The following is a 17,981-nucleotide window of genomic DNA, read 5'->3' on the forward strand; positions in this document are numbered from 1 at the left end:
ATGAAGACAGGGTCAATTTGCTGTTCGGTCCACCGCTGTTTATACTGACAAGCCCCTATGAAAGTTTACGTAATCATTCCCGCAGCAGGTCTGGGAACGCGCATGGGAGCCGCTCACGCGGGACAATCCCCACTACGCTCCAAGCAGTTTCTCGAACTCGATGGTGTTCCTATCCTTGTTCACACGTTGCGCAAGTTCGCAGCGGCGCCGCAGGTTGACTCCATCTGGATCGCAATGCGCAAGTCGGAAATCGACGGCTTCAAGGCCACGCTCGACAAGGCGGGGCTGGGCAAGCCTGTGCATATTATCGAAGGCGGCGAGCATCGGCAGGAGTCGGTAGGAAACGTTCTGGACGCACTGCCCGCGCATCCCGACGATCTCGTTTTAATACATGATGCGGTTCGCCCGTTCGTGTCTCAGGAGACGATTTCGGAAGTAATAGAGCAGGTGAAGAAGCACGGCGCGGTGATTGCCGGAGTTCCGGCGATTGACACGATCAAGCGTGTGGAACGCCGTCCTGACGGAGCTGTCATCGAGGCCACGATTCCGCGCGAGGTGATCGTGCAGGCGCAGACCCCGCAGGGATTCCGGTATGGGATCCTAAGCCCGATTTTCAACGAAGCGCGCATTGAAGGTTTCCAGGGAACGGACGAAGCCAGTCTGCTTGAGCGTGCAGGACATCCTGTGTACGTCGTAATGGGCTCGCCGAGAAACCTCAAAATTACAACTCCGGCCGATCTTGAGCTTGCTGAATTCTTTCTGGCGCAAGAAGCCCGTTTGCAAGGCGTCGCAAGATGAGCATGCGTATCGGGTTTGGCTACGACTCGCACGAGTTCCGGCAAGGTGTGCCCCTGGTGATTGGCGGCGTCAGGCTGGAACACACGCACGGTCTGGCCGGTCACTCCGATGGAGATGTGTTATTGCACGCCATCACCGATGCGTTGCTGGGTGCGGTAGGCGTGGGCGATATCGGAAGCTTCTTCCCGCCGAGCGATCCTCAGTGGAAAGGCGCGAATTCCGTGCTGTTCCTGGAAGAAGCTATGCGCCAGATCACGATGGCTGGATACCGCGTCGTGAATATCGACACGACGATGATCATGGCCGCTCCCAAGATCGTTCCACACGCTGAGAAACTGCGCGCTCGTGTTGCCGAGCTGCTGAAGGTGGTTCCGGCACGAGTCGGCATCAAGGCAAAAACTCCGGAGGGTACGGGTACTGACAATGCCGCAATCGCACATGCGGTGGTGTTGTTGGAGGCGATTCCGCTGGAGCCGCTGCTGGAGGAAGCCGAGGCCGTTGTGGCAGTGAAAGAAGCAGATGAAGCGGTCGACGAGATCATCGATGGCAATGGAAATGGAACCCGAACAGTTTGAGATCAGGATCTAGCTTGCGTCCGGTCGAAACTCGACGGTGATCATGGTGTCAATCTGTATCGGCTGGCCATTCAGCAGGTAGGGTTTGTATTTCCATTGCTTCACGGCCTGCATCGCAGACTGTGCGAACATGGTCTCGCCCGAGATCAATCGCAACTGAATCACATTTCCGCGTTCATCGATTGTTGCGGTCAAGGCGACCTTGCCTGAGAGCTGCTTGCGCCGCGCCTCTTCCGGGTACACCGGCTCAACCTTGTGTACCAGAAATGCGCGTGCGACATCCCCCGACACCCGTATCCGCATGACCTGCTTAGTGGTGGGGCTATCCAGGGGAAGAGCGTACGCCGATTGCGCAGGCTGCTGTGCCACTCCTGCAGAGATCATGAGAAGTGTCGCGCAGATAAGAGAACGCTTCTTCATGCGAGCAAGCTAGCAGAGACGGAGGCGCGTGTCCATCTGCCCCTCACACGGTTTCCATGGTGCTAATTGGAATCGCTCCCGAGTGCGTGGAATCTAAAACGCGTTGGTGGTGACGCAACATCTGTGGCCGGTTTCCGAATTGTACGTGGATGGCCTTAGAATATGGCTGGGCCGAAGCATGGCCTCAGTTAGAGGCTGACTCTTACTTTTTAGCTGCGCCACCCTTATCGATCATCGCCAAGGCAGAGGCGTTTGGAAAGGGACAACGTGGTCCGGTTGTCCGAAGCCGAGTCATCTCTGAAATAGATCAAATCAGCGAAAGCACGAGCCGCATTCAGAGCATCTAGCTCAAGCAGGCTCGCCGAGACAACTATGGGAACGCCTGGGAACCTGAATTCTGCTACGGAGAGCGCCAGCAAGCGTCCGGCGATCAAAGTATTCGTAGCCACTACGGTGATGCTCAGCTTTATCTCCTTCTGGAGAGCGGCTGCCATCGTGCTTGCTGATTTGGGCTCGTCCGCCTTTTACGTTGGTGGCGATGCCGAAAAGGTCATTGGCAAGAGCGCTCCGTGGTTTGTACTCGCGGTCATGCTGTTCAGCACCGCCGTGAGAATGATCTATATCGAGTCGAGCGCCATGTACACGCGAGGCGGCGTGTACCGCGTTGTGAAGCAGGCCATGGGCGGTTGGCTTGCGAAGCTCTCGGTTTCCGCACTGCTGTTTGACTATGTTTTGACGGGTCCAATCAGCGGCGTTTCAGCAGGGCAATACCTGATTGGATTGATTGTCGATACTGCGGGGCACTTCGGACACCCGATCAACATCAGTCCGCGCGAGACCAACTGGATTTCGGCAGCTTTCGGGTGCGCCGTAACGATCTACTTCTGGCGCAAGAACACGCAAGGCATTCACGAGTCGAGTGGCAAAGCTCTGCAGATCATGAAGATCACCTCGACCATGGTGGTGATCCTGATTATCTGGTGCACGATCACCATCATCAAACACGGTGCGCATCTGCCTCCACTTCCCTCTGCAGGCACGATGAAACTCGATCACGAGTCCCTGGGCTGGCTGTATGGATCGTGGTTGAGCAAGATTCCCTTCATCATGTTCCTGGTCGGGTTCGGGCACTCTGTGCTGGCAATGAGCGGCGAGGAATCTCTAGCGCAGGTCAATCGCGAAATTGAGCACCCGAAGCTGCTGAACCTGATCAAGGCTGGAATCGTCATTCTGGTGTTCAGCCTTGCATTCACCTCGCTGGTCTCGTTCTTCGCCGTGATGATCATTCCGGACGACGTTCGCCCGCAGTACTTTGCCAACCTGATTTCGGGTCTGGCCATGTACATGGTTGGGCCCTACGCGCTCAAGCTCGTGTTCCAGGCGTTCGTCGTAATGGTGGGCGTGCTGATCTTGTCGGGTGCAGCGAATACGGCGATCGTGGGAGCGAACGGCGTTCTCAACAGAATCAGCGAAGATGGCGTCCTCACGCCGTGGTTCCGCAAACCGCATAAGCACTACGGAACGAGCTTCCGCATTATCAACATGATCGTGATCCTGCAACTGGCTACGATCATCGCGACGGGCGGCAACGTGTACATCCTGGCTGGCCTGTACGCATTCGGCGTGGTCTGGAGCTTCTCGTTCAATGGCTTGTCAGTGGCGGTTCTTCGTTATAAAGACAAGCAGAAGCGCGAGTTCAAAGTTCCTCTGAATCCCAAGATCGCCGGAGTCGAGATTCCGGTTGGACTGGGACTGGTCACCATATTCCTGTTCATGATCGCCTTGGTTAACTTCATGACCAAGCCACTGGCGACAATCAGCGGTGTAACGTTCTCGGCTCTGTTCCTCGTCATCTTTACGCTGTCGGAACGCTATACGCAGCGCCACGGGCATAAGGAGATGCGCGAGGAGTTCAGGGTCAGCGAACAGCCGCTGGTCGACCGTGAAGAAATGCGTGTTCGGCCAGGCAATATCCTTGTGGCGATCCGAGATCCGCGCAACCTTTATTATCTGAATACTGTTCTGCAAATCACCGACACCACAAAGCAGGACGTGGTGGTGATGACGGCGCGCATCTACCACCGCGAGCACACATTCAGCGGTAACGCCAAAATTGACACAGATGAGTTGTTCGAAGAATACGAGCAGCAGTTATTTACGAAGGTCGTGGAACTGGCAGAAAAGCAGGGAAAGCATGTGTCGCTGATGGTGGTTCCGTCGGGCAATGTGTTTGACGCTATTCTGCAAACGGCGGCGCGGCTTGAGTCATGCCGGATTGTGTGTGGGCTTTCGAACCGGCTTACGTTGGATGAACAGGGAAAGCTGACGGGCGATGCCTGGGAGCGGCTGCCGGAACCGCGTCCGAACATCGTGCTGGAAATTCACGCCCCGGATCATACGATGCAGGAGTTCTACCTGGGACCGCACACGCCTCGGTTGCGCGACCAGGACCTCGAACTGCTGCACAAGATCTGGCTGGAGTTGAGCGCCGATCCAGAATTGGCCTCGCTGCACCATTACCACATTGTGGGTATGGCGCTGGAACGGTTGCAGGAAAGGCTGCACGGACCACAGCGCGAGCAGATTACGGAGTTGCTGAAGCAGGAGATGCACAAGTCAGACGACGAACTCAATTTGGACTAGACGAGATAAGTGCTCAGAAACGAACAGCGCGACCAAACGGTCGCGCTGTTTTGCGTTCGACGGAAACTAATCAGACGTGGGAAACGTCTGCGAAATTCGGTCGTGCCAGCAGAGAGTGTCCTCATCTACCAGGGCCCATAAGAAACCGAGAGCTACCGAGGCAAAGGAAATGAAAACGAAGCGCGCACGCATCGAGCGCTGCTTCCAGTGAGGAATGCTGCCGTCGAAAGTGCTGAGGCGAATGCCTCGCATCTTCATGCCCGGTGTGCGACCAGCGTAAAGCAGGAAAAGGTGCTGATAGACCGCCCAGAGGACGAAAGTTACGGCGAGCATCATCATCCAGAATGTCTTTGCATGAGGAACGTCGGGCAAAGCCCGGAATGCCATCGCGGCGAATGCTGCACCGCCTGCAGCCACGAATCCCAGATCGGTCAGTGAAGCCAAGAAGCGCTCGGAAATGAGTGCGACCCGCAAGGGTACTTCAATTTCAGGTTCGCGTGGTGCGCTGGACTCCTGTTCGTCCGCATCGAGTCGAATCTCCGGGAACAGCGAGCCCTGCACAGGCGGCATGATGTCCTCCGGCACCTCGAGAATGCGCGGACGATTGCTGATCGGCTCCGCGAGTTCATCCCGCGACGGTTGCGGAGCCAATGGGGGCTCCAGCAGCGGACGCCTGAAGACAATCACGTTACATTGCGGAGCTGGCGGCGGCAACTCTGCCTCAACCTCCGGCTCGAATACTGGCTCGGGTTCGTGCTCGGCCTGCGGAGCAGGCTCGGAGATGCGGATGTCATTCAGGAGCGCCTCTTCGGGCGATTCCGGACGAATCTCCAGATCCAACGCGACTTCCGAAGCAGCCTCTGGCTCGGCAACGTCGGCTGCAACAGACTGAGTCTCGGGTTCCAGCTCCCGTGCAGGCGCAGCGGCAGCAGCCGTGGCTCCAAGCGATACGGGGATGGGAAGACTGCTCTGCGCCAGCGATTCGGCATTGAGACGACGATAGTAGTTCGTATCAAAGGCGTTGCGAGCCGAAGGTGCAGTGGCACGGGTCTGGAGGCGTGGCGGCTCTTGTACCTCGCGCGCCCCAACTTGTGGCACAGGGCCTTGCCCGGTTGGACCGAAATCTAACGCGGGAGCCGCATCCGTGGCAATCTTGGCCTTCCGTCGCCGATAGCTGGTTACGCGTGAGGCGAGTTCTGCACGCCAGGCCTCGTCCGCTCCCGACTGGGGTGCATGATAACGATCGTCTGTAAACTGATGATCCATTGGGTGAGCTGCGTCCATTGTGGCCTTGACTACCACAGATGATTTGGGGACAGCTAATCTGTCCACAGATTCTGATGTGGTGAGGGCGCCGCGCGGGTTGAGATTTCGCGCGGCCACGGAAGGCACGGAGCACGTGCACGGTGTACCGCAGAGCGGACATTCCATGACGAATTTTGGAAAACACCAGAGCGTGCGAAAGGGAATTCCGAATCGTTAGACTTTGTGGCGGAGCCTCTCGCGTGCTAACGTGCAACCGAGGCGGTTTCCGCGCCACATGGATCAGTACAACGCATCCCGATGACCCTTCGCATTCTGAGAATTATCACAGTCACGATCGTAAGTCACCTGTTCTTGGCACCGCTGGCATTTACCAGTCAGTTGCCCATCGCATCTTCCAACTCCACCCTCGCGCCGCTTCCCTCACAAGAGGTGACGATCAAGGCGCAGCAACAGGAAAAGCAGGGCGATGTTTACAAACTCGATGGTGACGTCGAAATCTCGTATCAGAGCTACATTTTACGGGCTGAGCACGTTACTTATAACGACGCCACTGGCGCGGTAGAGGCGACAGGGCGCGTGGTTTTCGAAGGCGGTCCGCACGACGCTCACTTGACTGCGGGGCACGCGACCTACAACGTGAAGGATGAGACGGGCACGTTTTTCGATGTGGCCGGGACCTTTGGCGCCGTGACGAGGGGCCGCACGGTGGTGCTAACCACGAGCAATCCTTTTGTAATCGCGGGAAAAGAGGTTCGGAAAGTTGATCGCGACCGCTACGTTGTGCTGCACGGCAGCGTCACGTCCTGCGCGGAGCCGACGCCGACTTGGACATTCAACGCGCAGAAGATCGAAGTGGTTGCTGGCGAGGATGCGAAGCTCTACCACTCGAGCTTCAGGCTGATGAAGCTGCCGATCTTCTATTTACCCTATGTGCAGGCTCCGGCGACCCAGATGGCGCGTACCAGTGGTTTCCTGCTGCCGTCTTTTGGAAACACGAATGCCAGAGGAATCACGATTGGTGAGGCATTCTATTGGGCTATCAACCGTTCGAGCGATCTCACGGTTGGTGCAGAGTATTTCTCTTCTCGTGGCTGGAGTCAGTCGGCACAGTTCAGAATGAGGCCAACCGAGAACAGCTCGCTCGAAATGCACTACTTCGGCGTGCTCGATCGTGGCGATCCGTCAACGCACCAGGATCAGGGCGGCGAAGATGTCACGCTGATCGGTGAAACTAGTCGCGACCACTGGCGCTCGGCAGCAGATGTGGAATACCTGAGCTCGTTCCTGTTCCGGCAGGCGTTTTCGCAGACCTATACTCAGGCAGTGAATTCGGAAGTGAAGTCGGTTGTGTTCACGTCTCACAACCTGGCCGGGTTTTCTTTGAATGCCACCGCGCAACGTTATCAGAATTTCTATCAGGACAAGACGACCAACTCGTTTTCGAACCAGATCAAGATTCTGCACCTGCCCGTGGTGGAGGCTAACGCGCTGGATCGATCAGTCGGAGGCTCGCGATTGGTCTGGGGTGCCGATGCCAGCATTGGCGGTCTGCAACGGAGCGAACCGGGATTCGTGACTGCGAATCTGGTAGGTAGGCTAGATCTTCATCCACGGCTTGCGCTGCCGATCGAATGGAAAGGCTGGGACCTGCGTCCGGAAGTCGCGGTGCACGACACGCTCTACACGCAACAAAACTCCTCAGCAACGACTACCAATCCGCTTGGAGTAGCCAGTGGAAACTCGCTGAACCGCCGGGACCTCGAAGCCTCATTCGAGATAAGGCCGCCCGCGATAGAGAGAGTTTTCAATCGCGAGGTCCTGGGCCGCCGTCTGAAGCACGTCATCGAACCGAGTTTGACGTATCGCTACACGAGCGGCATCGAGCATTTCCAAAACATCATTCGTTTCGACGCCATGGACGTGCTGAGCGACACGAATGAGTTTGAGTACGACATCATCCAGCGAATCTATGGCCATCGCCGCTCCACGCATCACGAACCGGGATGCGAACCCGATGAGCAGGTTCCGCCTCAGGCTTCGGGCAAGGCAGCGCCTTCGAGCAGCACAGGGAACACGGCTTACATTCCGGGAATGACAGCGGCACGTGCTCGTTGCGAGGACGAGAGCAAGCAGACTCGCGAACTGCTGAGCTGGGAAGTGCGGCAAAAATACTATGTCGATGCGCGGTTTGGGCACGCTCTCGTACCAGGGCGTCGCAACGTATACACGAACACCGTGGATTTGACAGGTATTGCGTTCCTGGACGCCCCGCGCAACTGGAGCCCGGTCGTGAGCAAGCTCCGCATCCAGACCTCGGCCAATACCGATGTGCAATGGCAACTGGATTACGACACGCTTCGAGGCCGCATAAATTCAAGTGCGACGTTCGCGGAGTATCGTTTCGGGGAATACTTCGTTGGCGCTAGCCATTCCTTCTTCCACGTTCCCGCGAACACGGAAACGATCAGTCACGAGCCGCTTGTGTTCAACCAGATCCGAATGCTTGTGGGGTATGGGCATCCGAACAAGCGCGGTTTCTCAGGCGGATTCAGCACGGGCTACGACCAAAACTATGGCCTGATGCAATACACGGCGGCGCAGAGCAGTTACAACTGGAACTGCTGCGGTCTTAGCTTCGAATTCAGACGCATCGACGTACCGGGCGTTCGAACCGAAAATCTGTACCGCTATGCATTCAGCTTGGCGAACATTGCGACGTTCGGTAACCTGCGCAAGCAGGAGAGGCTGTACTAGAATCCGTCCGTCTGGCTTTCAGGTGGCAATTCGGGAGCAAAGATAATGAAGACCATTACCGTCCCGCTGCAGGCAAGGAAGAGGATCGCACTTGTGGCACATGATCACATGAAGGCGGACCTCTATGACTGGGTGCGCACCAATGTTGGCATGCTGCGAGAGCATGAGTTGTATGCGACCGGCACAACCGGTGCTCTGCTGGAGCGGGAGCTAGGGCTGAAAATCAGCCGACTCGAAAGCGGTCCGTTGGGCGGAGATCAGCAGATCGGCGCCATGATTTCGCGCAACGAACTCGACTTCCTAATCTTTTTCTGGGATCCGCTAGAACAACAGCCGCATGACCCGGACGTGAAAGCATTGCTGCGGTTGGTGAATGTCTGGAACATTCCCGTCGCAGGCAATCGCGCTACGGCTGACTTCATGATCTCCTCGCCGTTGTTGTCAGAGGTATATCCGCGCAGAGTGCCGGATTACGCTGCATACCGCACACGACGCATTGCGGACACGAGCGTAGATTGATCTTCAAGGAGTGGAAAAGCCGCCTCACCCGAGGCGGCTTTTGTTTTGGGACGCGTGAGCTAGTTTGCGCTCAGCACGTCATAGTTGTAATTGATCAGCAGGCGCTTGGGCATTACGCCATTGAACGGAATACTCTGCGTGAATGTCTGGTTGCCTACGAGTAAGAGTTGTCCAAGCTTTCCGACACGTCCGTCGTTAAGTTCGTAGTACACAGGCACCACCATGCGGAAGTTTGGGCTGACGCCAGACTGTGTGAGCTTCAGGGTGATATTGCCAGCTTCGCTGGTCGTCTCCAGCGAGTAGCTGGGGATTTCGGTGCCGTACACCCACTCATCGAAGAACCAGTCCATGTTGCCGGTGCCAGCTTGCCTCATGGATGTAGTCATGTGCTTCTCAACCATGGCTTTGAAGTCCTCGGTGCTAACGGACTTGTCACGGTAGGTATTCACGAAATCCTGCATCATCGCTTTGAAGTTCGCGTCGCCGGTCTTGTTGTCGTACATCATCATGCGGAGCATGTGCAGGATATAGGCGCCTTTTGGATAGATCACGTTTTGTCCGGTCCAGTTACCCACTTTGCCGGTCGCGACGCGATAGCCCATGGTGACGGAACCCACGTCGATGGGGCGATGACCATACTGATCTTTCTCAACCATGCGGTCGCGCAGGTCTTTCCAGAACTGCAGGTATTCCTTGCGATCATTGCGGACGTACTGCACGAACAGCGATGCTGAGAAGTCGGCGAACCCTTCACTCATCCACTGGTCGCGGTATCCGGTCCAGCTGACGGTGTGGCCCCACCATTCGTGCGCGACTTCGTGGGGCTCGACTACCTTCCAGTATTGCCCCTTCAGATCGTCAAGTCCGAGCTGATGACGGGTGGTGGTATCAAGGAAGTAGTAGATTGGCAGAAACACGAGTCCGGGCCACGCCTGGCCGTAGTTGCCTGCCGTCTGCTGTGTAACCTCTAGAGTCTTGTAGGACATCGGGCCGAAATAGTCGGAGTACAACTGCACCGAGAGCTGCGCCTCAGCCAGAGACTTCTTCAGCATAGGGAGGGTGCTCATCGTGCCGAGCGCGACCCCATTGGCGCCTACTTGGCCAAACCTGTCGTCCTGGTGTTCTACAGCTAACTGCAGTTGCTTGAAGCTGTCGGGGATTTCCTTGTTTGCGAACGCTGTGACCTGAACTCCCTGCTTCTCCAACTTGACGCTTTCGGATTTGAACTCGCCGAAGTTGAACCCTGCAACCGAGAGCGGCACGTCGGACTTCCACTGGGTGACATTCTGGCCGTTCTCTTCCTTCTGACTGACCTGATTCCCAGTTGCGGCCATGGTCAGGCGCTTCGGAACGCGCAGCGTCATGTCGTATTGAGCGAAGTCACCGAGGTGAGTATTCGGATACCAGGTGGAGCGCGCAACCGGGTAATAGTTGCCATCACCTTCGCGGCGCACGGCGTCCTTGCCGTTGTAGGTCGAAGTCACGACGACTTGCTCGCCCTTCTTGGCCGGTTTGGCCAAGACAACGAAGTAGTCTCCGTCTTCTTCGTGCTTTTCCTGAATCCAGCTCAGCGGCGCGCCATTGGCATCGGTCACCTTGGAAACGCGCAGCTTGGTGAAGAGATTGAACGGAACCACTCGGAGGTCATCCACCTGTGCCGTGAACGTTTCGGTGGTAGTGGCTGAAAGCTGCCCACCACGATCAATCGTTGCATCAATCTTGTGGCTGACGGGCTTTATGAAGCCGGTCTCATGCGATGTGTGCTTCACCTTCCAGCCATCGTGAGGCTCGGTTAGCAGGTGCCCACCGTACCAAATGCCTGACTTGGAATCCGCGAAGTCGATAAGCGCGACTTCTTCAGGCTGGAGCTCTCCGAACTCAACCCCGCGTGGATCAACCAGGAATCCAAGCTTGCCGAGCTTCTGGCCCTGAAAGAAGCCGAAGAAGTAGCCATCCGGATGTCCAGAGAGAACGGGTTGCAGGAGCCGCGCGGCAAGGTTGTACTTCAGCTCGGTGCGCAGATACTTCTGGTTTTCTTCCAGCAGATCGACAGAGCACCCGCCTGACGATTTGGTCGTGAGCGCAGCTTTCAATTCTTCCGGCGTGTTATCGGCAAAACGCAGGACCAGCTTCTCAAAATTCTCGCTGATTCCGGGGCCGTTGGTGAGCAGTTTCATCTGCTTCTGCTCGCGTGGGTCGTTGCTCTCCAGCGTGAATGTGCCATCACCGCGAAACACGGCACCGGTGACCATCCCCTGTACGGGGGCGAGGAGGCAGATAGTTCCGCTGCGCAGCTCAAAAGTGCCTGCATCGCGCACGAGTTTCACATTCTTGATTTCGTACGATTCACCAGAGACCTGGATATGCCGGAGTTGCACATACGCAGGCTCGGAATTCGCCGCAGGGGTAGTGTTTTCAACTGCAAACGTAGTGGATGAGATCAGAAGAAGAGCCGACAACATACTGCGAAGCAAAAGTTTCATTCGCATATTCCTTTGCAGAAAACGACAACGAGATTATCCCTGCAAAGTAGCTGGATTGCGACCAGAAAACACAACATGAAAGGCGCTATGGGTACGAAAAAGCCGCCCCCAAGTTCGGGAGCGGCCGTGAGCGGAATGAAACTTTAATTCTTGCTCAGCACATCGTAGTTGTAATTGATAAACAGGCGCTTCGGGACAGTCTTGCCGAGATGAATGCTCTGCGAGAGGGTCTGATTGCCGACCAGCAGCATCTGTCCAAACTTACCGACTCGACCATCGCTCAACTCAAAGTACACAGGCACGATCATGCGGAAACTAGGACTGACGCCAGACTGCGTAATCTTGATCGTGATTGCACCGCCCTCAATCGAGGACTCTGTCGAATAACCAGGAACCTCGGTACCGTAAACCCACTCATTGAAGAACCAGTCCATCTTGCCGTCGCCTGTGGCGTTGAGCGCGGGTGACATGTGCTTCTCGACCATGGCTTTGAACTGCTCGGTGCTCATCGGTCTGTTCTGGTAAGTGTGGACCACGTCACGCATCAGGGCTTTGAAATCGGCATCACCGGTCTGCTGGTTGTACATCATCATGCGGAGCATGTGCAGGACATATGCTCCCTTGGTGTAGATAACGTCGCGATAGAGGTTATAGCCTTGCTTTCCGCTGTTGAGCCGTCTGCCCATCGAGAGCGGTCCGGCATCCACAGGCCGAATGCCGAACTCATTCTTGTCCAGCAACAATCGGCGCTCGTCTTTCCAGAAATCGAGGAATTCCTGCCGATTATTGCGGACGATCTGCACGAAAAGAGAGGCGGAAAATTCTGAGAAGCCCTCGTCCATCCACTCATCGCGATAGGAGTCAATGCCGACGGTGTGCCCCCACCACTGGTGCGCGACTTCATGCGGTTCCACGGTTCGGAAGTAGCTGTTGTTCTCGTTCCATCCGAAAGCATGGCGCTGAGTGGTGTCGAGGAAGTAGGTGATGGGCATGAAGACAAGTTCGGGCCAGCTCTGGCCATAATTCATGGCCGTTTGCTGCGTCACGCGCACGTCTTTGTAGCTCATGGGGCCGAAGTAGTCGGTGTAGAGAGTGGTGGCGAGTTGTGCTTCGGCCAAGGCTTTCTTGAGCAGAGGGGTGGTACTCATGGTGCCCAGTTCTGAGACGCCGTTTTCGTTGCCGCCGAGCGATGGCGCTCCCCTCACTGCCACTCGCACCGCGGTGAGCTCTTTGAAAATGTCGGGCGGTTCCTTGTTCACGTAGCTTCCTACGGTGACCCCGAGCTTATCCAGCGTAGCGCTTTCCTGCTTGAAGTCACCGAAGTTGAATCCCGCAACGGAAAGTGGAACATCGCTCTTCCATACGGAGACGTTTTGCGAGCCTTCGTTTTTGCTGCTGACGAGCGTTCCGGTGGCTGCCATCGTATTGCCCTTGGGAATTCGCAGCGTCATCTCGTACGTGGCGTACTTGCCGAAGTGCGTGGTGGGATACCAGTTCTCGCGTGCCCGGGGATAGTAATTTCCTGTGCCCTCGTGAGAGACGGCGTCTTTGCCTGCGTAGGCGGTTACAACGGTGTACTTTTCTCCTTTGGCCAATGGCTTCGGCAGGATCACGAAATACTGCATGTCTTCGTGCATGTCCTCCTGTATCCACGGCAGATGCGTACCCGAGACGTCGCTCACGCTTTTGGTGCGCAGTCTCCAATAGAGGTCAAAGGGAATCACACGCAGACCATCGACGTTGGACGTGAATGTAGTGGTTGCAACGCCATCCAGGAAGCCGCTTCGCTCAATGGAAACCTCAAGGTTCTGATGCGCAATGCTGATTGGTCCAACCTCACTCGCGTCGGCAGTGTTGGCGGGATGCTGCGTGAGCTTGCCGCCATACCAGACGCCAAACTTCAGATCGCTGTAGGTGAACATCGCAACCTGATCGGGGTAAACCTCCACCTCTGGCGACGTGGACCGCTCGCCATAGGTGAGGAATTTCGGCACTCCTTGCGGGTCGATGACGAAGATCATGCGATTGCTGTACTTGCGTCCATTGATGAAGGCCAGAAAGAACCCGTCAGGTTTTGCGGCCAACACGGGCTGGAGGAGACGGCCACTGACGTTGTAGCGCAATGGGAGTCGAGTTTCTTTCTGAGAATCTTCGAGTAGGTCCGTGGCACAGCCCACGCTCGTTTGTTTGACCGATGTGGAGCGGGCAATTTCCTCGCCGCTGCCATCGGAAAATCGCAGCACTAGCTTCTCAACCTCCTCGGTCACCCCGGGGCCGCCCGAAAGAGCTTTCATCTGGTTCTGTTCTCTTGGATCCATGCTCTGCAAGGTGAACGTGCCATCACCACGGAATACGGCTCCGGTGATCATTCCCTGTACGGGTGAGAGCAAGCATACCGTTCCGCTGCGCAGCTCGAATGTTCCAACATCGCGAACTATGCGCAGATTGTGCACTTCATATCCCTTGCCCTGAATCTGCACATGGCGTAGCTGTGCATATATGGGGTCGGAGTTGGGAGCTGGAGCAGCGCCTTCGGAAGAGAAGCAGACGGTGGCGATAAGCAGAACTATGGGGATCAGCGAGGCGCGTAACGAAGCTTTCATTTGAGATTCCCTTTAGAGAGAAGCGACGTGGAAATTATGCGTCCAAAGTAGCTGATTTGAATGACAAATCGATTGGAAACTCCCATTACGGAATGCCGGCTGCAGAGGTTTGGTGTTTTCTGTTACGCTGAACCGTTCTGATGAAGATCCATACTTTACTGCTCGGGGTGTGTGGTTGCGCACTTGCGCTTGCCACGGGATGCGCAGCGCCAGGCGCACCTCTGCCTCCTTCACTGCGTCTTCCTGTTGCAGTGGACAACCTGTCTATTACGCGCAAAGGCGATCGCGTGCTGCTGACCTGGTCGCCTCCGACTGAAACCACTGACCATCAGCAAATACATTGGCCGACCACAACGCGAATTTGCCGCGTGCTGAATCAATTCCCTATTAACGAGTGCGGCGAACCGGTGAAGGAGATCAATACTACCGATCTCGTTTCGCTAGCTTCGTCACAGCGACGTCCGTTAGTGTCATTTGAGGATGTGTTGCCATCGAGGATTGTGGACGCAAAGAATCAGGCAACGTATGCGGTGGTGGTATTCAATGACCGTGGGCGTTCGGCGGGACTGTCAAACCAGGTGCGCACATCTTTGGTATCCACGCCTCCTCCGCCGGAGCATTTCCGTGCCACACTCGATGCCCAAGGCCCGTTGCTGGAGTGGGATGCGAGTCCAATTTCTGCTGCTTCGGCGGGAGCTTTGTATCGACTGCGGCTGTATCGCAAAATCCGCGGCAAGGGTGATTTCACTATCGTTGCCGAGCTGCCCTATCACCCAGGAATAGGCGAGGCTCGCGACAGCAACTTCGCATGGGAGCAGCAGTACGACTACAAGATCACGGCAGTAACGATGCTCGCGTCTGCGGAAGGCCGTCCTCCAGTTGAGGTGGAAGGCGATGATAGTGAGTCGGTGCATCTCACCGTGCATGACACTTTCCCGCCAACAGTTCCGAGTGGCTTGCAGGCAGTATTCAGCAGCGTGGGCCAGAAGCCCTTCATCGACCTTACGTGGGCGCCCGACACGGAGAGCGACTTGGCTGGATACATTGTCTATCGACGCACAGCCTCGTCGGGCTATGTGGTCGTTTCTGGTGGCACCCCCGTCAAGGCTCCTGCGTGGCGCGATGACGATGTTCATCCTGGGCAGAAGTACTACTACACAGTCTCTGCCGTAGATCTGCGCGGCAATCAGAGCGCGCAATCAGCCCCGGCGCAAGAGTCGGTGCCTTTGGAGGTTCGATGAAGTTCTGCCGCTTCTTAGGAATGGAAGGATCCCGGTTTGGTCTCGTGGAAACGCGCGACGGTCACGACTGCATTGTGAGCGAACTGGGAGTCCCGCAAATGCAGGTGAGCAGTGTTGGGGTTCCGGAACAGATCGTGATGCCGGAGGTCGGATCGGGCAAGAAGATCGATGATCCATTCCCGCTGGATCGAGCCAAGTTGCTGACGCCCTTTCCTATTGTCAGCAAGATCATGTGCGTGGGCCGGAACTATGCCGCACATGTCCGCGAACTGAATCATGACATGCCGACGGAGCCTCTGATCTTCAGCAAACCTCCTTCATCGCTGCTCGCGCCCGGTGGCGAGATCGTTCGCCCCAAGTTGAGCAAGCGCGTTGATTACGAAGGCGAGTTGGGAGTCATCATTGGACGCCGCTGCCACAAGATGAAAGAAGGCGAGAGCGCCAAGGATTACATCCTCGGCTACACGGTAGTGAACGACGTAACCGCGCGCGATCTGCAAAACATTGACGGCCAGTGGACGCGGAGCAAGGGATTCGATACGTTCTGCCCATTCGGGCCAGTCGTCGATACTGACCTGGACACGTCCAAGGGGATCAGCGTGCAGACACGGGTCAATGGCGAGGTTAAGCAGGACGGGAACACTCGAGACATGATGTTCAACATTGATCGCATCATCCATCACATCTCACAATTTTGCACACTTTTGCCCGGAGACCTGATCGCGACAGGAACTCCCGAAGGTGTAGGGCCAATTCAGGCCGGAGACGTCGTCGAGGTTACAGTCGAAGGAATAGGAACATTGCGAAACGCAGTGGTCAATGAGTGATTGAGCTGGTTTTGTCACCCGAAAGCGCGAGCCCTTCCGTGGGCCGCGCTTTTTTGTCGGAGCCGACACGCTGCTCCGTCTCCTCATTTTCGTAGTAAAGTCAAAGTAGAGCGGTTCCAGAAAGCCGCGCACGATCTCCAATGAATCTGCTGCGAATCTACACTCTCACTGGTGCTGTTGTTTTTGCTGCGGCCAGCTCTGTTCTATGGCGGCTCGGCAGGAACAAGATTACTCCCGAACAGCGCGAAGCCATGCGCCGCCAGCGCATTAGTGAGCAGGGCAGAATCACGGATGGAACCGTGCTCGACGTCCAGGAATTTGAGGCCGAGCCGGGCCACTTGCAACAAATGGTGCTCTACACGTATGACATTGCAGGCGTGCAGTACGAGTGTTCTCAGGATGTGACGAACCTGCATCCATTTCCAGATATTCACCACTGCCGTATCGGTGTTACGACCAGCGTTAAGTACGATCCGCACAGCCCTGGTAACTCCATCGTAGTTTCCGAGAGCTGGTGCGGGCTGCGAACCTAGGCACTTTGGCCAAGGTCTTATCAGCACTCTAGACCAGTGATTGCCAATCTTCTCCGCTCCGGCACCTTCCTCGGTGCTTCCTCTATCTAACCGGGTTAAGAACGTTACACCCCGAAATTCTTTATAGATTCAGGAGAACGGTGATCATGGGAGAGATCAGCGAACGACACCCGTTACGGCAACTTCTGACGGAGAAGATCAGGGAGAAACTCGGACAGGATGTGGGGCTGCGGGACGAGGAGATCTGGGCCTACCTTGCAAATCTGCTTACGGAATTCTGCGACACTCGCAACTTGTATGCGCTTAGGAATGTGCAGGGCCGTTCGCTCGACGACGTAGGCGAAATGCTGCTGGAAAGCGATCCGATCTTTGGCGAAGCACCATCATTTGATCGAGAGCGGCAGGTCCGAAAGCATATTGGGGATTTCACGCTCTTCTTCAGCGGAATGTTTCCTGAGTCGATCAATCGCTTTCGGCTGCGCCGCCAACGGCTGGAGAACTTTGTCGATTTCGTGCAGGCAGGCAAGGAAAGCTATTTCATCGTCAGCCAGTTTGACCAGATGGAATATCGCAAGGTGGCGTCGCTCTATGGAAGACTCTCACAGCAATTTGAAACCTGTGTCTTTGGGTTGAACCTTGTGCGCAAAGACTTGCGCGAAATGCAGTATGCATTGGTGCGGCCCGATGAAATTGTGATGTGAGTGTGAGCGCCAGCAGTTCAACTGGCGCTCATCCGATAGAAGCTCAGCGAGCTGTCCCCCTGATTCAGGCGGCGATAACGTTTCAATTCGCCCTCCCCTTCGCCCGGGTCGAATCGCTTGTCATGTTCAGCCACCACGACTCCGTGCTCGGTCAGAACGCTGGAGCGAGCGATAGTGCGAAACACTTCGGCATAAACGCCATGCAGGCGGTACGGAGGATCGAGGAAGCAGACATCGAACTGCACTCCGGCCTGATTCCATTGGCGCAGCCCTTCGGCTGAGTCGCGCTCCGCAATCTCGGCCTCCAAACCCAGCACAGCAAGATTCTCGCGCAGCACTCTCGCTGCGGGCGCGCTCGATTCGGCAAAGTGAACAGATAGAGCTCCTCGGCTCAGAGCCTCCACTCCTATCGACCCTGTTCCGGCAAACAAGTCAGCCCATCGGCAGCCCTCTACCATTCCGGCAGCGGAAAGAACGTTGAACAATGTCTCTTTCAGGCGGTCATATGTGGGGCGAGTCTCCGTTCCTTGCAGACTTTTCAAAGTCCGGCTGCGAAACTTTCCCGCGATCACTCTCATTTGGCCTCTTCTAAACCCGGCCCTTTGCCGTGTACTGTAT

14 protein-coding genes are annotated in these 17,981 nt (G+C 56.1%); 9 read left to right on the top strand and 5 right to left on the bottom strand.

Features of this window, described 5'->3' with window-relative positions; genetic code table 11:
• Nucleotides 1-57 precede the first annotated feature (57 nt).
• Nucleotides 58-798 carry a 2-C-methyl-D-erythritol 4-phosphate cytidylyltransferase gene (gene ispD, locus AC6IZD_RS19105; protein WP_497785269.1) on the top strand — a complete coding sequence of 247 codons (741 nt, stop codon included), beginning with the start codon at nt 58-60 and terminating at the stop codon, nt 796-798.
• Nucleotides 795-1,373, top strand: coding sequence for a 2-C-methyl-D-erythritol 2,4-cyclodiphosphate synthase (ispF, locus tag AC6IZD_RS19110; RefSeq protein ID WP_497785271.1), 579 nt, complete (start codon nt 795-797; stop codon nt 1,371-1,373). Before ispD ends, ispF begins: the two co-directional genes overlap by 4 nt.
• Before the next feature lie 9 nt (nt 1,374-1,382).
• On the opposite strand, the gene AC6IZD_RS19115 is transcribed toward ispF, so the two are convergent.
• Nucleotides 1,383-1,793, bottom strand: a complete 411-nt coding sequence (locus AC6IZD_RS19115) for an energy transducer TonB (protein ID WP_497785273.1) — start codon at nt 1,791-1,793, stop codon at nt 1,383-1,385.
• 372 nt (nt 1,794-2,165) lie between these two features.
• Here AC6IZD_RS19115 and AC6IZD_RS19120 point away from each other — a divergent pair, with 372 nt between their 5' ends.
• Nucleotides 2,166-4,436 (top strand): APC family permease, encoded by a 2,271-nt coding sequence (locus AC6IZD_RS19120; protein WP_497785274.1) that lies wholly within the window; start codon nt 2,166-2,168, stop codon nt 4,434-4,436.
• Between the two features lie 66 nt (nt 4,437-4,502).
• Here the strand turns inward: AC6IZD_RS19120 and AC6IZD_RS19125 are convergent, their stop codons facing one another.
• Nucleotides 4,503-5,702, bottom strand: coding sequence for an RDD family protein (locus tag AC6IZD_RS19125; RefSeq protein WP_497785275.1), 1,200 nt, complete (start codon nt 5,700-5,702; stop codon nt 4,503-4,505).
• A 297-nt stretch (nt 5,703-5,999) separates the two neighbouring features.
• Here AC6IZD_RS19125 and AC6IZD_RS19130 point away from each other — a divergent pair, with 297 nt between their 5' ends.
• Entirely contained in the window at nt 6,000-8,456 is a 2,457-nt protein-coding gene (locus AC6IZD_RS19130; protein WP_497785277.1) for an LPS-assembly protein LptD, read from the top strand.
• A 45-nt stretch (nt 8,457-8,501) separates the two neighbouring features.
• The gene (locus tag AC6IZD_RS19135; RefSeq protein WP_497785279.1) at nt 8,502-8,975 is read left to right on the top strand and encodes a methylglyoxal synthase; all 474 of its coding nucleotides are present in this window, start codon (nt 8,502-8,504) and stop codon (nt 8,973-8,975) included.
• A gap of 59 nt (nt 8,976-9,034) precedes the next feature.
• Here the strand turns inward: AC6IZD_RS19135 and AC6IZD_RS19140 are convergent, their stop codons facing one another.
• On the bottom strand, nt 9,035-11,458 hold the full coding sequence (locus tag AC6IZD_RS19140) for a M1 family aminopeptidase (protein ID WP_497785280.1): 2,424 nt from the start codon (nt 11,456-11,458) through the stop codon (nt 9,035-9,037).
• 143 nt (nt 11,459-11,601) lie between these two features.
• Complete coding sequence (locus tag AC6IZD_RS19145) at nt 11,602-14,061, bottom strand: M1 family aminopeptidase (protein ID WP_497785281.1); 2,460 nt, start codon at nt 14,059-14,061, stop codon at nt 11,602-11,604.
• A gap of 140 nt (nt 14,062-14,201) precedes the next feature.
• Here AC6IZD_RS19145 and AC6IZD_RS19150 point away from each other — a divergent pair, with 140 nt between their 5' ends.
• The 4 genes from AC6IZD_RS19150 to AC6IZD_RS19165 all read left to right on the top strand — a co-directional run bounded on the left by AC6IZD_RS19150 (nt 14,202) and on the right by AC6IZD_RS19165 (nt 17,363).
• Nucleotides 14,202-15,302: a fibronectin type III domain-containing protein gene (locus AC6IZD_RS19150; protein WP_497785282.1), complete on the top strand. Its 1,101-nt coding sequence runs from the start codon at nt 14,202-14,204 to the stop codon at nt 15,300-15,302.
• Nucleotides 15,299-16,129: a fumarylacetoacetate hydrolase family protein gene (locus AC6IZD_RS19155; protein WP_497785283.1), complete on the top strand. Its 831-nt coding sequence runs from the start codon at nt 15,299-15,301 to the stop codon at nt 16,127-16,129. The genes AC6IZD_RS19150 and AC6IZD_RS19155 overlap by 4 nt, the downstream gene beginning before the upstream one ends.
• A 140-nt stretch (nt 16,130-16,269) precedes the next feature.
• A complete protein-coding gene (locus AC6IZD_RS19160; protein ID WP_497785284.1) occupies nt 16,270-16,662 on the top strand; it encodes a hypothetical protein in 393 nt (130 codons plus the stop codon).
• 146 nt (nt 16,663-16,808) lie between these two features.
• Nucleotides 16,809-17,363, top strand: a complete 555-nt coding sequence (locus tag AC6IZD_RS19165; protein WP_497785285.1) for a hypothetical protein — start codon at nt 16,809-16,811, stop codon at nt 17,361-17,363.
• A 17-nt stretch (nt 17,364-17,380) separates the two neighbouring features.
• On the opposite strand, the gene rsmD is transcribed toward AC6IZD_RS19165, so the two are convergent.
• Nucleotides 17,381-17,941 (bottom strand): 16S rRNA (guanine(966)-N(2))-methyltransferase RsmD, encoded by a 561-nt coding sequence (gene rsmD, locus AC6IZD_RS19170; RefSeq protein ID WP_497785286.1) that lies wholly within the window; start codon nt 17,939-17,941, stop codon nt 17,381-17,383.
• Nucleotides 17,942-17,981: the final 40 nt, after the last annotated feature.

This window comes from Koromonas humicola, from assembly GCF_059726255.1.

Bases quoted from the DNA above. Each gene is read 5' to 3' on its own strand.
- ispD (WP_497785269.1), top strand. From the start codon at position 58: ATGAAAGTTTACGTAATCATTCCCGCAGCAGGTCTGGGAACGCGCATG.
- ispF (WP_497785271.1), top strand. From the start codon at position 795: ATGAGCATGCGTATCGGGTTTGGCTACGACTCGCACGAGTTCCGGCAA.
- AC6IZD_RS19115 (WP_497785273.1), bottom strand. From the start codon at position 1,793: ATGAAGAAGCGTTCTCTTATCTGCGCGACACTTCTCATGATCTCTGCA.
- AC6IZD_RS19120 (WP_497785274.1), top strand. From the start codon at position 2,166: ATGGGAACGCCTGGGAACCTGAATTCTGCTACGGAGAGCGCCAGCAAG.
- AC6IZD_RS19125 (WP_497785275.1), bottom strand. From the start codon at position 5,702: ATGGATCATCAGTTTACAGACGATCGTTATCATGCACCCCAGTCGGGA.
- AC6IZD_RS19130 (WP_497785277.1), top strand. From the start codon at position 6,000: ATGACCCTTCGCATTCTGAGAATTATCACAGTCACGATCGTAAGTCAC.
- AC6IZD_RS19135 (WP_497785279.1), top strand. From the start codon at position 8,502: ATGAAGACCATTACCGTCCCGCTGCAGGCAAGGAAGAGGATCGCACTT.
- AC6IZD_RS19140 (WP_497785280.1), bottom strand. From the start codon at position 11,458: ATGAAACTTTTGCTTCGCAGTATGTTGTCGGCTCTTCTTCTGATCTCA.
- AC6IZD_RS19145 (WP_497785281.1), bottom strand. From the start codon at position 14,061: ATGAAAGCTTCGTTACGCGCCTCGCTGATCCCCATAGTTCTGCTTATC.
- AC6IZD_RS19150 (WP_497785282.1), top strand. From the start codon at position 14,202: ATGAAGATCCATACTTTACTGCTCGGGGTGTGTGGTTGCGCACTTGCG.
- AC6IZD_RS19155 (WP_497785283.1), top strand. From the start codon at position 15,299: ATGAAGTTCTGCCGCTTCTTAGGAATGGAAGGATCCCGGTTTGGTCTC.
- AC6IZD_RS19160 (WP_497785284.1), top strand. From the start codon at position 16,270: ATGAATCTGCTGCGAATCTACACTCTCACTGGTGCTGTTGTTTTTGCT.
- AC6IZD_RS19165 (WP_497785285.1), top strand. From the start codon at position 16,809: ATGGGAGAGATCAGCGAACGACACCCGTTACGGCAACTTCTGACGGAG.
- rsmD (WP_497785286.1), bottom strand. From the start codon at position 17,941: ATGAGAGTGATCGCGGGAAAGTTTCGCAGCCGGACTTTGAAAAGTCTG.